General features: G+C 73.1%; 13 protein-coding genes and 1 pseudogene. 7 read left to right on the top strand and 7 right to left on the bottom strand.

The features are described 5' to 3' along the window. Positions 1 to 32: 32 nt before the first annotated feature. The 3 genes from LADH09A_RS10840 to LADH09A_RS10850 form a co-directional block, all read right to left on the bottom strand. On the bottom strand, positions 33 to 728 hold the full coding sequence (locus LADH09A_RS10840) for a class I SAM-dependent methyltransferase (RefSeq protein ID WP_238644741.1): 696 nt from the start codon (positions 726 to 728) through the stop codon (positions 33 to 35). Between the two features lie 171 nt (positions 729 to 899). After that, entirely contained in the window at positions 900 to 1,097 is a 198-nt protein-coding gene (locus LADH09A_RS10845; protein ID WP_238644742.1) for a DUF397 domain-containing protein, read from the bottom strand. Next, positions 1,088 to 1,855 (bottom strand): helix-turn-helix domain-containing protein, encoded by a 768-nt coding sequence (locus tag LADH09A_RS10850; protein WP_238644743.1) that lies wholly within the window; start codon positions 1,853 to 1,855, stop codon positions 1,088 to 1,090. Before LADH09A_RS10850 ends, LADH09A_RS10845 begins: the two co-directional genes overlap by 10 nt. Positions 1,856 to 2,119: 264 nt before the next feature. Here LADH09A_RS10850 and LADH09A_RS10855 point away from each other — a divergent pair, with 264 nt between their 5' ends. The 7 genes from LADH09A_RS10855 (at position 2,120) to LADH09A_RS10885 (ending at position 10,397) form a co-directional block, all read left to right on the top strand. Further along, a complete protein-coding gene (locus tag LADH09A_RS10855) occupies positions 2,120 to 2,440 on the top strand; it encodes a hypothetical protein (RefSeq protein WP_238644744.1) in 321 nt (106 codons plus the stop codon). After that, the gene (locus LADH09A_RS10860; protein ID WP_238644745.1) at positions 2,437 to 2,712 is read left to right on the top strand and encodes a hypothetical protein; all 276 of its coding nucleotides are present in this window, start codon (positions 2,437 to 2,439) and stop codon (positions 2,710 to 2,712) included. The genes LADH09A_RS10855 and LADH09A_RS10860 overlap by 4 nt, the downstream gene beginning before the upstream one ends. Positions 2,713 to 2,874: 162 nt before the next feature. Further along, complete coding sequence (locus LADH09A_RS10865) at positions 2,875 to 5,007, top strand: molybdopterin oxidoreductase family protein (protein WP_238644746.1); 2,133 nt, start codon at positions 2,875 to 2,877, stop codon at positions 5,005 to 5,007. Beyond that, complete coding sequence (locus tag LADH09A_RS10870) at positions 5,004 to 6,443, top strand: FAD-dependent oxidoreductase (protein WP_238644747.1); 1,440 nt, start codon at positions 5,004 to 5,006, stop codon at positions 6,441 to 6,443. Before LADH09A_RS10865 ends, LADH09A_RS10870 begins: the two co-directional genes overlap by 4 nt. Continuing rightward, positions 6,440 to 8,965 carry a nitrite reductase large subunit NirB gene (nirB, locus tag LADH09A_RS10875; protein WP_238644748.1) on the top strand — a complete coding sequence of 842 codons (2,526 nt, stop codon included), beginning with the start codon at positions 6,440 to 6,442 and terminating at the stop codon, positions 8,963 to 8,965. The genes LADH09A_RS10870 and nirB overlap by 4 nt, the downstream gene beginning before the upstream one ends. Next, positions 8,962 to 9,309, top strand: a complete 348-nt coding sequence (gene nirD / locus LADH09A_RS10880) for a nitrite reductase small subunit NirD (RefSeq protein WP_238644749.1) — start codon at positions 8,962 to 8,964, stop codon at positions 9,307 to 9,309. The genes nirB and nirD overlap by 4 nt, the downstream gene beginning before the upstream one ends. Next, entirely contained in the window at positions 9,309 to 10,397 is a 1,089-nt protein-coding gene (locus LADH09A_RS10885) for a uroporphyrinogen-III synthase (RefSeq protein WP_238644750.1), read from the top strand. The genes nirD and LADH09A_RS10885 overlap by 1 nt, the downstream gene beginning before the upstream one ends. Positions 10,398 to 10,444: 47 nt before the next feature. Here the strand turns inward: LADH09A_RS10885 and LADH09A_RS10890 are convergent, their stop codons facing one another. From LADH09A_RS10890 to LADH09A_RS10905, 4 genes and pseudogenes are all read right to left on the bottom strand, one after another. Beyond that, positions 10,445 to 11,068, bottom strand: a complete 624-nt coding sequence (locus LADH09A_RS10890) for a GTP-binding protein (RefSeq protein WP_088950206.1) — start codon at positions 11,066 to 11,068, stop codon at positions 10,445 to 10,447. Then, positions 11,049 to 11,414 carry a DUF742 domain-containing protein gene (locus LADH09A_RS10895; RefSeq protein ID WP_088950207.1) on the bottom strand — a complete coding sequence of 122 codons (366 nt, stop codon included), beginning with the start codon at positions 11,412 to 11,414 and terminating at the stop codon, positions 11,049 to 11,051. Before LADH09A_RS10895 ends, LADH09A_RS10890 begins: the two co-directional genes overlap by 20 nt. Positions 11,415 to 11,503: 89 nt before the next feature. After that, positions 11,504 to 11,911, bottom strand: a complete 408-nt coding sequence (locus LADH09A_RS10900) for a roadblock/LC7 domain-containing protein (RefSeq protein ID WP_007465177.1) — start codon at positions 11,909 to 11,911, stop codon at positions 11,504 to 11,506. Beyond that, positions 11,908 to 12,809: pseudogene (locus tag LADH09A_RS10905) on the bottom strand (ATPase); the annotation flags it as partial. The gene LADH09A_RS10900 and the pseudogene LADH09A_RS10905, both read right to left, overlap by 4 nt.

The following is a 12,809-nucleotide window of genomic DNA, read 5'->3' on the forward strand; positions in this document are numbered from 1 at the left end:
TCCCGACGTCGAAAAGCACATACCGGCGACGGTCACCGGGCGCGGCCACCGAACACCGCGAAGCGCCACTCCTTGAAGTAGCAGTCGACGTCGACCAGGCCCGCCTCGGCGAGCCACCGGCACTGCTCGGCGACCGTCGCCGGCCGGTCGTGTCGCATCCGCTCCCGGGCGGCGGCGATCTCCTCGGGCGACGAGCCCAACTCGGTGATCCGCGCCGTCCACACCTCGTCGTAGCGCCGATCCAGCGCCGGGGTGGGGCCGGCGACCTGCTCGGCGTTGACGAACACCCCGCCGGGCGCCAGCGCGGCGGCAGCCCTCCGGTACAACCCCCGCTTGCCGTCGTCGTCCAGGTGGTGGATCGCCAGCGCGCTGACCACCGCGTCGTACCGGCCGCTGGGCAGGTCGTCGGACAGGTCGGCCTGGACCGTCCGGTGCGCCACCGACCGGGCGTGCAGCTGGTCGGTGGCGCGGGCGAGCATCGCGGGCGCGGCGTCCACCAGGGTCAGCCGGACTCCGGGCACCGCCGTCGCGAGCAGCAGCGAGAGCAGGCCGGTGCCCGCGCCCAGGTCCAGAACCTGCGGGGTACGACCGGCTGCCAGCGCGGCCCGCAGCGCAGGCGCGGCAACCTCGACCGCCGTGCCGTAGAAGGCGTCGAAGCAGGGCACGAGCCGTCGGCGGGCCTCGTCGTAGGTGCCGGCCACCGCGTCGAAGACGTCCACCACGCTCATCGCGGACTCCCATTAGTTGAGACAGCTTTCCCACATTATAGGCGACGCGCGACGCTGATGTCGTCAGCGATTCAGTTCCAAAGGCGCTGCGGGTTGACCCCGGACACGCGAAGGCCCCCGGTGCTCTCCTTGGTCTCAGGAGCCGAGGGCCCGCGCGCTGCGTGATGCTGATCAGGCCTGGCGCTGTGCCTTCGCCATGACGACGAACGCCTGCCAGGCCGCCGACCCGAAGACCAACGCCGGCCCTGCCGGGTCCTTCGAGTCCCGTACGCCAACGGTGCCAGGCAGGTTGTCCGCAACCTCGACGCAGTCGCCGCCATTGCCGCTGCTGCGGGTGCTCTTACGCCACTGCGCGCCAATCAGTTCCATGTCTTCGCCATCTCCGTAAGTAGATCGACGGATTGCCAGTGGGAAAGCGCCTCGCCGCGCACGTTCTCCCACGCGGCCAGCATCGCCGCTATGTCGTCGGCATCGGTAACGACTTGCCCCTGAAGCTGATTGTCGAGATAGCCGGCAATCCGATGCTCGGAACCCACCGCGATCACGAAGGGACCGTTCAGGCCAGCGTACGCACCGACGGTTGAGGGAACGATGTGCACGCGGACGTGCGGGGCCCCGCACGCGGTGACGAGGGCCTGCATCTGCTCGCGCATGGTGGCTCGTCCGCCGACTGGTCGCCGCAACACGGCCTCGTCAACGACAGCGGTGAAGTGTGGCGGGTCTTCACGGGTCAGGAGGCTTTGCCGGGCGAGCCGTGAGGCCAGGTGCCGCTCGACGTCGCTGCGGGCGATGACGTCGGCTCCGGCGAGCACGGCGCGAGCGTATGCCTCGGTCTGGAGCAGACCGGGGAGGACGGTCGACTGAAACGATCGCAGCGAGATCGCCTCACGCTCGATCTCCTGCCACGGCCGGAACCAAATTGGCTCGCGACGTCTCGAAGTGTCCGGCCAGATGTCCCCTATGGGCCGTCGGAGCGCACTCGCCGCCGCCTCCCGGTGTCGGGGGTGGGGAATGTGGTCGTGGTTCAGCCAGCGCGCAACCGTCTTTCGATCGACCCCGACCAACCCTGCCAGGGATTCAATCGAGTGCCCCGTCTCGGCTAGCGCGGTGCGTAGCGCATCGTTCACGGCTCCCCCATCGAATGCGCAGAATGTCTCGCGACCATATCGCCACGGGCTGTTTTTGTCTCATTACTGGCCGCAAGGTGGGATCAGGCGGCGCGGCCGGCAGGGATCACGGAACCCGGCGGACGCGTTCGTAACGGGGCCACCCTCGGCCTACTAGAGATCTTGGACAGTTTCCGTCAAGTGAGAACGGAAACTGTCCAAGATCTCCGCGGACGAGCACGCACGGGGCGGCCCCTTCCCACAATGACGACCGGGGGAGAGCACGTGCCCGACGTACCGCCCGATTGGAAACCCGAGACGAAGCCCAAACCGCGGAAGCCGCGCCCGGGTGACGTCCTGCACCTGACCCGCGCCGCGAGTGTGCAGTTCCTGCGCCCGATCCTCGTCCGCGTGATTCGCGTCCTCGACTGGCCGACGTACGACGGGTGGCTGTGGATCGACGGTTACGAGCTGGCCAAGAACGGTGATGCGGTCGCGCGCCGGTCCGTGTTCGTGATGCCCGCCGGCCTGATCTGGCCCGACCCACCAGCCCGTCGCCCTACCAGCCGCACGCCCGTCAAACGCGGTCCGGTGAGAGTCGGATGACCCGCCGCCCTCGCCCGCACCAACCGATGCGCCCGGCGTGGCTCTGCCGTAACTGCGCCGCTCCCTGGCCGTGTGCGCCAGCTCAACTGCACCTCGCGACCGAGTTCTACGGCCACTCGATCGCCCTGGCGTTCTATCTGGCAGCGAACCTGCAGGACGCGGTTGACGACCTGTACTCCCTGGGCGTTCGTCCGGACCCGCGAGCACTTCACAACCGGTTCCTGGGCTGGCTGTCCCTGACCCGACGACCACGCCGCGCCGACCTACGCTGACCGCCCCACGGATAAGGTTCACAACGGCCGCGCTGGTCGAGGCGACCGTCGACACCACCCATCCGCCACGTCCGCTGCCCGCGTGCGGTGTGAGCCCCACTTGACAGGACCGAAACAGAAGGGACCCGGACCGGAAACCGCCCGGCGGCACGCTTTGCCGACATGACAGACGGTGCATGGTCGGCAACTCGACCGGGGCTGACCCCCCGGGAGGTGGCGACGCACTGCCCGTACTGCGCCCTGCAGTGCGGCATGACGCTGCGCGAGGACGACACCGGAGTGTCGGTCCACCCCCGCCAGTTCCCCACCAACCGGGGCGGGCTCTGCCAGAAGGGTTGGACCGCCGCCGAACTTCTCGACCACCCGGAGCGGCTGACCACTCCCCTGCTGCGCGACCCGGCCACCGGCGAGTTGCGCCCGGCGAGCTGGGACGCCGCGCTCGACCGGGTCGTCACCGGCATCCGCGCGGTCCAGCAGGCGGCCGGCCGGGACGCGGTCGCCGTCTTCGGTGGCGGCGGCCTGACCAACGAGAAGGCGTACGCGCTGGGGAAGTTCGCCCGGATCGGGCTGCGCACCCGGCACATCGACTACAACGGACGGTTCTGCATGTCCTCGGCGGCGGCCGCCGGGATGCGGGCCTTCGGCATCGACCGAGGGCTGCCGTTCCCGCTCGCCGACCTGGGCCGGGCCGACACCCTGCTGCTGGTCGGCGCGAACCCGGCGGAGACCATGCCGCCGCTGGTGCGCTGGCTCACCGAGCAGCGCCGCAACGGCGGCCGGCTGATCGTCGTCGACCCCCGGGTCACCGCCACCGCCCGCCAGGCCGACCTGCACCTGCAACCGCTGCCCGGCACCGACCTCGCGGTGGCCAACGCGCTGCTGCACATCGCACTCACCGAGGGTTGGGTCGACCGGGCCTACGTGGCCGAACGCACCGCCGGCTTCGAGGCGGTCCGCCGCAGCGTCGCCGCCTGGTGGCCGGCCCGCGCGGAGCAGCTCTCCGGCGTGCCGGTGGCCGACCTGGAGGCAACCGCCCGCGCGCTGGGCACCGGCGGTCGCGTGATCATCCTGACCGCGCGCGGCGCCGAGCAGCACGCCAAGGGTGTCGACACGGTCACCGCGTACGTCAATCTCGCCCTCGCCCTCGGTCTGCCCGGCCGCGACGGTTCGGGGTACGGCTGCCTCACCGGCCAGGGCAACGGCCAAGGCGGGCGGGAGCACGGGCAGAAGGCCGACCAGCTCCCCGGCTACCGGCGGATCGACGATCCGGCGGCCCGGGAGCACGTGGCCGGGGTCTGGGGGGTGCCGGCCGACGAGCTGCCCGGTGCGGGTGTGCCGGCCTACCAGCTGCTCGACTCGCTCGGCACTCCGGACGGCCCCCGGGCGTTGCTGGTGTTCGGCTCCAACCCGGTGGTCTCCGCACCTCGGGCGTCCCGGATCGAGGGCCGGTTGCGCGATCTGGACCTGCTGGTCGTCGCCGACCTGCTGCTCTCCGAGACGGCCGCGCTGGCCGACGTGGTGCTGCCCACCGCGCAGTGGGCCGAGGAGGACGGCACCATGACCAACCTGGAGGGTCGGGTGCTGCGTCGCCGCGCGCTGCGTCCGCCCCCGCCGGACGTCCGGACCGACCTGGACATCATCTCCGCCCTCGCGGTGCGACTGGCCCCCGACGAGGCCGCGGCCACCGAGGCGGCTGCCCGGTTCCCGGCCGACCCGGCCGCCGTCTTCGCCGAGCTGCGTCGCGCCTCCGCCGGCGGGATCGCCGACTACGCCGGCATCAGCTGGGCCCGGATCGACGGCGACGACGGGGCCTACTGGCCCTGCCCGACCGAGGACGGCCCGGACACGCCACGGCTCTTCGCCGAGCGGTTCGCGACACCGGACGGCCGGGCCCGCTTCCACCCCGTCGACCACCGGCCGGCCGCCGAGGAGGTCTGCTCGGCGTACCCGTTGCACTTCACCACCGGCCGGGTGCTGGCCCAGTACCAGTCCGGCACCCAGACCCGCCGGGTGCCCGCGCTGCGGCGCGCCGCCCCGGAGGCGTTCGTCGAGCTGCACCCCGACCTCGCCGCCCGGCTGGGCATCGACGACGGCGACCCGGTGCGGGTGACCTCACGCCGGGGTGAGCTGTGCGCCCCGGCACGGCTCAGCGCCGGGATCCGACCGGACACGGTGTTCGCGCCGTTCCACTACGCGGGGGCGGGACGCGCCAACTCGGTCACCAACGACGCGGTGGACCCGATCTCCGGGATGCCCGAGTTCAAGATCTGCGCGGTCCGGGTGGCGAAGGCATGACGGCCCGGGTGGTGATCGTCGGCAACGGGATGGCGGGCGCCCGCCTCGCCGGCGAGCTGCACGCCCGCGAAGGGGACCGGAAGGTCACCGTGCTCGGGGCGGAACCGCACCGCGCGTACAACCGGATCCTGCTCTCCACCCTGCTGGCCGGGCGGATCGACGAGCCGGACGTGGAACTGACCGAGGCCGCCGGGCACGGCATCGACCTGCGCACCGGCGTACCCGTGGCGGCGATCGACCGGTCCGCCCGGGAGGTGCGCACCGACGATGGCGAACGCATCTCCTACGACCACCTGGTGCTGGCCACGGGCGCACGGGCGGTGGTGCCGCCACTGCCCGGCCTCGACCCGACGGACCTGCCGGAGCGGGTGGTCCCGTTCCGGACCCTGGACGACTGCCGGCGGATCCTCGCCGCGGCGGACGGCGCACGCACCGCACTGGTGCTCGGCGGCGGGCTGCTCGGCCTGGAGGCCGCCCGAGGACTGGCCAGCCGGGGGCTCGCCACCACCGTGGTGCACCCCAGGGAACACCTGATGGAACGGCAGCTCGACCCGGCGGCCGGCGCGGTGCTCGCCGGCACCCTCGCCGGGTTCGGCGTCACCGTGCAGCTCGCGGTGCCGGCGACCGGCGTGTCCGCCGACGCCACCGGCGTCCGCCTCGACCTGGCCGACGGCCGGACGTTGCGCGCCGACCTGCTGGTGCTCTCCTGCGGCGTACGCCCGGACACCGCCCTCGCCCGGGCCGCCGGGCTGAGCGTCCGGCGCGGTGTGGTGGTGGACGACCGGCTCCGCACCGACGACCGGTCCATCTCGGCGATCGGCGACTGCGCCGAGCACGACGGCGTGCTCACCGGGCTGGTCGCACCCGCCTGGGCGCAGGCCCGGGTGCTCGCCGACGTGCTGACCGGGACGGACCCGCTGGCGCGCTATCGCCCCCAGCCGGTGGTGACCCGGCTCAAGGCCGCCGGGATCGACCTGGCCTCGATGGGTGACGCGGTCAGTGGCGGGCCCGGTGAGGAGCTGACCTTCACCGACCCGACCCGGGGCACGTACGCCCGGCTGCGGATCCGCGACGAGCGGCTGATCGGGGCGATCCTGCTCGGTGACAACCCGGCCGTCGGCACGGTGATCCAGCTCTTCGACCGTGGTCACCCCGTGCCGGCCGACCGTCGGGCGCTCCTGCTCGGCCGGGCACTCGGCACGGTCGGCGCGACTCCGGCCGCGTCACCGGCGCTGATGCCGGACGCGGCCACGGTCTGTCAGTGCAACACGGTCAGCAAGGGCGCACTCGTACGCAGCTGGCGCTCCGGGGCCCGGACGGTCGACGCGGTGGTGGCGGCGACCCGCGCCGGCACCGGGTGCGGCGGGTGCCGGGACGCGGTGGGCGGCATCGTCGACTGGCTGAGCCAGGCGGAATCGGTGGAGGTGACGCGATGAGCGGCGGCGATCTGGTCGTCATCGGCAACGGCATGGTCGGGCAGCGCTTCGTCGACGCGCTGCACGCCCGTGACCCGGAGGGTCGGTGGCGGGTGACCGTCCTGGCCGAGGAGCGGCGGCCGGCGTACGACCGGGTGCGGCTCTCGGCGTACTTCGACGGGGTGGGTGAGAGCGACCTCAACCTGTACACGCCGCACGACGGGGTGCGGCTGCGTCTGGGCGAGCCGGCGACCGCCATCGACCGGGCCCGGCAGGTGGTGACCACCGGCGTCGGTGAGTACCACTACGACGCGCTGGTGCTGGCCACCGGCTCGTACGCGTTCGTGCCACCGGTGCCCGGCGCGGAGCTGCCCGGGGTCTTCGTCTACCGGACCCTGGACGACCTGGCGGCGATCCGGGCGTACGCCTCCGGCCGGCGGGTCGGCGCGGTGATCGGGGGCGGGCTGCTCGGGTTGGAGGCGGCGAACGCGCTGCGGTTGCTCGGCCTGAGCACCGACGTGGTGGAGTTCGCGCCCCGGCTGATGCCGGTGCAGGTGGACCAGGCCGGCGGCGCGATGCTGCGGCGCTACGTCGACGAGTTGGGCGTACGGACCCACCTCGGGGTGGCGACCAGCGCGATCCGGCCCGGCCCGGACGGGGCGGTCGCCGCACTGGAGCTGTCCGACGGCGGCACGGTCGACGCGGAGCTGGTGGTGGTGGCCGCCGGCATCCGGCCCCGGGACCAGCTGGCCCGGGACGCCGAGCTGCCCCTGGGCCCGCGCGGCGGGGTGCTGGTCGACGCGACCTGCCGCAGCGCCGACGAGCGGATCTGGGCGATCGGCGAGTGCGCGGCGGTCGACGGCACCTGCCACGGCCTGGTCGCACCCGGGTACGCGACGGCCGAGGTGGTGGCCGACCGGCTGGTCGGTGGCGCGGCGACCTTCCCGGGCGCGGACACCGCCACCAAGCTCAAGCTGCTCGGCGTCGACGTGGCCTCGTTCGGCGACGCGCACGGCACGACCCCGGGCTGCCTGGACGTCACGTTCACCGACCCGGCCACCCGGGTCTACGCGAAGCTGGTGCTCTCCGACGACGCGCACACCCTGCTCGGCGGGGTGCTGGTCGGTGATGCCAGCGCGTACCCGACGTTGCGGGCCAGCGTGGGCGGCCCGCTGCCGGCCGCGCCGCTGGCGCTCCTCGCCCCGGACGGCGGCGGGGCGGACGCGGGTGCGCTGCCCGCCGCCGCCCAGGTCTGCTCCTGCAACGCGGTGACCCGCGGCGACGTGGACGCCGCCATCGCCGACGGCTGCGCGGACGTGCCGGCGTTGAAGGCGTGCACCCGGGCCGGCACCAGCTGCGGTTCCTGCGTGCCGATGCTGAAGCAGCTCCTGGACGCGGCCGGGGTGGCGCAGTCCAGCGCGCTCTGCGAGCACTTCGACGTCAGCCGTCGGGAGCTGTTCGAGATCGTCCGGGTGCGCGGCATCCGCACCTTCTCCCGGCTGGTCGCCGAGCACGGTCGGGGGCGCGGCTGCGACATCTGCAAGCCGGTGGTGGCGTCGATCCTCGCCTCGCTGGGCGGCGGCCACGTGCTCGACGGTGAGCAGGCGTCGTTGCAGGACACCAACGACCACTTCCTGGCCAACCTGCAACGCGACGGCAGCTACTCGGTGGTGCCCCGGATCCCGGGCGGTGAGATCACCCCGGAGAAGCTGATCGTGATCGGTGAGGTGGCCCGGGACTTCCAGCTCTACACGAAGATCACCGGGGGGCAGCGCATCGACCTGTTCGGGGCGCGGGTGGAGCAGTTGCCGCTGATCTGGCGGCGGTTGGTGGACGCCGGCTTCGAGTCCGGTCACGCGTACGGCAAGGCGCTGCGGACGGTGAAGTCCTGCGTGGGCGAGACCTGGTGCCGCTACGGCGTACAGGACTCGGTGGGGCTGGCCGTCGCGTTGGAGCTGCGCTACCGGGGGCTGCGGGCTCCGCACAAGATCAAGTCAGCGGTGTCCGGCTGCGCCCGCGAGTGCGCGGAGGCGCGCAGCAAGGACTTCGGCATCATCGCCACCGAGACCGGCTGGAATCTCTACGTCGGCGGCAACGGCGGCTTCCGCCCCCGGCACGCCGACCTGTTCGCCACCGACCTGTCCACGGAAACGCTGATCTCGCTGATCGACAGGTTCCTCATCTACTACATCCGCACGGCTGACCGGCTGCAACGCACGGCCGGCTGGATCGAGGCGATGGACGGCGGCCTCGACCACCTGCGCGCGGTGATCGTGGACGACTCGCTCGGGCTCTGCGCCGAGCTGGACGCGGCGATGGCCCAGCACGTGTCGTCGTACTCCGACGAGTGGCGCGACGTGCTCGACGACCCGGACCGGCTCCGCCGCTACACCTCCTTCGTCAACGCGCCGGACGTGCCCGACCCGTCGATCACCTTCGCCCGGGAACGCGGCCAACCGGTGCCGGTGCGCGAGCACCCACCGGGCGGATCCGCGCACCGTCGGCAACCGGTCACCCTGGGCCTACCGGAGGTACGGCGATGAACCTGACCACCACGCTGAGCTGGACCACCGTCTGCCCCCTGGACCGCCTGGAACCGGACCGAGGCGTCGCCGCCCTGGTCGACGGCGCGCAGATCGCCCTCTTCCACACGGCGGACGGGTTGTTCGCGATCGACAACCGCGACCCGGTCTCCGGGGCGTACGTGCTGTCCCGGGGCATCGTCGGCAGCCGCGGCGGAGTGCCGACGGTCGCCTCGCCGCTGCACAAGCAGGTGTACGACCTGCGCAGCGGGCACTGCCTCGACCTGCCCGGGGTGGCCGTGGCACGGCACGACGCGCGTTGCCGCGACGGGCTGGTCGAGGTGCGGCTGCGACAGGAGGGTTGATGCGGGAAGAACTGGCGGGCTTCACCATCGGGGTGACCGCCGACCGGCGGCGCGACGAGTTGGCCGCGCTGCTCGAACGCCGGGGCGCCCGGGTGGTCCTCGCCCCGGCGCTGCGGATCGTGCCGCTGTCCGACGACACCGAGCTGCGCGAGGCGACCCGCGCGTGCCTCGACCAGCCGCCGGACATCCTGATGGCCAACACCGGCATCGGAATGCGGGGGTGGCTGGAGGCGGCCGAGGGCTGGGGGCTGGCCGAGCCGCTGCGCTCGGTGCTGGCCAGCTCGTACGTGGTGGCCCGCGGCCCGAAGGCACGCGGCGCCATCCGTGCGGCCGGGCTGCACGACCAGTGGTCGCCGGCCTCGGAGAGCTGCGACGAGGTGGTCGATCACCTGCGTCGGCGCGGCGTGGCGGGGCAAGTGATCGCCATGCAGCTGCACGGTGAGCGGCAGCCCGAGTGCACCCTCGCGCTGGAGGCGGCCGGTGCCACGGTGATCGAGGTGCCGGTCTACCGGTGGGCCCCGCCGAGCGACCCGGCGCCGCTGCACCGGCTGATCGACCTGATCGCCGGCCGGCTGGTGGACGCGGTGACCTTCACCTCGGCACCGGCGGCCGAGGCGCTGCTGCGGGCAGCCGGGGACCGCACCGACGCGCTGCTCACCGCGTTCCGCAGTGACGTGCTCGCCAGCTGCGTCGGCGCGGTGACCGCCGAACCGCTGCTGCGGCGCGGGGTGCCGGTGAGCGCGCCGGGCCGGGCCCGGCTGGGCGCGCTGGTGCGGACGATCGTCGACGAACTGCCCCGCCGGACCCTGACGTTCAAGGCCGGCGGGCACCTTCTCACGCTGCGCGGGCACGCCGCAGTGATCGACGGCGAGTTGCGACCACTCGCCCCCGCCCCGATGGCCGTGTTACGCGCACTGGCCCAGTCGCCCGGCCGGGTGCTGTCCCGCACGGCGCTGCTGCGGACGCTCCCCCGGGGCGCGGACGAGCACGCGGTGGAGATGGCGGTGGCCCGCCTACGGGCCGGCCTGCGCGCGCCCCGCGTGGTGCAGACCGTCGTGAAGCGCGGCTACCGACTCCGGGTGGACTGACGCGTCATGGCCGACCGGCGTGCGCCGGCCGGCCATGACCCGACGGCTCAGCCGACCGGCGTGGGGAAACCCCGCCCGTGCTCGGCCTCGAGGCGGAGCATGGCGTGCTCGACCACCGTCACCAGCACCTGCTTGACCGAGTCCCGGTGTCGGGCGTCGGTCATCACCAGCGGCACCTGCGGCGAGATGGCCAGCGCCTCGCGGACCTCCTCCAGCTCGTACTGGGGGGCCCCGTCGAACCGGTTCAGGGCCACCACGTACGGCAGGTTGCGGTTCTCGAAGTAGTCCAGCGGGGCGAACGCGTCGGTGATCCGGCGCGTGTCCACCAGCACGGCGGCACCCACCGCACCTCGGATGATCTCGTCCCACATGAACCAGAACCGGGTCTGACCGGGTGTACCGAAGAGGTACAGGATCAGGTCCTGGGCCATGGTGATACGGCCGAAGTCCATGGCGACCGTGGTGGTCTCCTTGCCCGGCACCTTGGACGGGTCGTCGATGCCGACACCCGCCGCGGTCATCAACGCCTCTGTGGTCAGCGGTGTGATCTCGGAGATCGCCCCGACCAGTGTCGTCTTACCGACGCCGAAGCCACCCGCGACGACGATCTTCGCGGAGACGATTCCCCGGCCCGGCCGCCCCCTTGCGGGGTCATAGCCTGCGAAGTCCACTTAGCACCCTTCCAAGCAGTTCCATCCGCTCCTCGAACCCCTCGGCGGGAGCAGCAGTGTGTAACGTCAGCAGGCTCTCGGCCACCATGTCGGCGACCAACACCCGGGCGACGCCCAGCGGCATCCGGGTGTACGCGGCGATCTCCGCCAGCGACTGTGCTCGGCCCTCACAGACCGTGGCGATTCGGTGCTTGTCGTGCCCGGCGAAGCGGGACTCGGCAACCTGGGTGAGCGATGCGGTCAGGACGGCCTCCAGGGCGATGTCCTGTCGGGGCTCGGTACGACCCCGGGTGACCGCGTACGGACGCACCAGCGCGCCACGCGGGTCAACGCGCCGTTGGTCCATCCCCGATCACCTCCTCGTCCACTGTGGAGCCGGCCAGCGCCGCCTTCCGTCTGTGCTTCGGCGCGCGGTTCGAGCGCCGTCTTCCGGTACTAGGAACGCACCGCGTCACGCGGCAGTGGCACCAGCGCGGCACCCACCCGCTCGACCAGCAGGGCCATCTCGTAGCCCACCTGGCCCACATCGCAGCTCCGCGCGGCCAGTACGGCCATCGACGAGCCGTCGCTGATCGACATCAGGAAGAGATACCCGCTGTCCATCTCGATGACTGTCTGCAACACCCCGCCCGCACTGAACATCCGGGCTGCGCCCTCGGTCAGGCTCACCACACCGGAGGTGATCGCGGCGAGCTGATCCGCCCGGTCCCCCGGCAGGTCCCGGGAGGACGCGAGCAGCAGCCCGTCTGCGGACACCGCCACCACGTGGGCGATACCCGCCACGCTGTCGGCGAAGTTGGTGAGCAGCCAACCCATGTCCTGCATGGCAGCTGGCCTGTTCATCGGCTCTCCTTGGTCGAGGTGCTGTTCAGGTCCGTTCCGGCCGTCCGACCGCGCTGCACACCGCGGTGGTAGGCCGACAGCAGACCGCGTACTTCATCAGGGGTCCGCCGGCTGCGGTCCCGGCCGCTCTTCGGTTCGATGCCGCCCGGCACGAGCTGTTGCTGCGGCACCCGCTTGGGCAGCCCGGAGCGGGTGGTCCCGGCGGGTGCCGGCTCGGCCGCCCTACTGGCGCGGGACCAACCCTCGTCGGCCGCGGTCCGCCAGGCGTCCGCGTCGGCCGAGGGCGCGCCGGGCGCGGTCGGTGCCGGCCGGGCAGCCGGAGGCGGAGCGTACGACGGCGGCGCCGCGGGCGGCGCGCCGAGCCCGCCGCCGGTCGCGGTGCCACGACCCCCGGTGGCCGGCGTGGTGGTGCCGTCGGTGTTGGAACTGCCCGGGGTACGGGTCGGCAGTTTCGGTCGGGCCGGCGCGGCGGCCGGCATGGACGCGGCACTCGACGGAGCGCCGTTGCCCGAGCGCAGGCCGGCGTCGGCCGGAGCCGCCGTCGGCGCTGGCGGCTCGTCGAAATTGGGTCGGGTGAAGATCGCGGTGGCGTCGTCGCCGTGCGACCGGAACCAGACCGCCTCCATCTCCCGGAAGATCGGCGCCTCGGCGGGGAAGTCCGGTCGGGTGCTGACCGGCGCGGCGGGGGCCGGCGGGGCAGCCGGAGCCGGCGGGGCGGCGGGCGGTGCCACCGCGCCGGGGCCGGCGACCGGCCCGACCGGCAGGCCCGGGGTGGCGCCACGCCCGTCGGCGGTGTCCGGAGCCGAGCCACGCCGGGGCAGCGGATCGATGGTCGGGTAGGCCACGGTCGGGCTGCCCGCCGAGGCGCCCACGCCGTTGCTGTACGCGGGCCGCGCCG

Origin of the sequence: Micromonospora cabrerizensis, assembly GCF_022230955.1 — a bacterium.
Classification (GTDB): domain Bacteria; phylum Actinomycetota; class Actinomycetes; order Mycobacteriales; family Micromonosporaceae; genus Micromonospora; species Micromonospora cabrerizensis.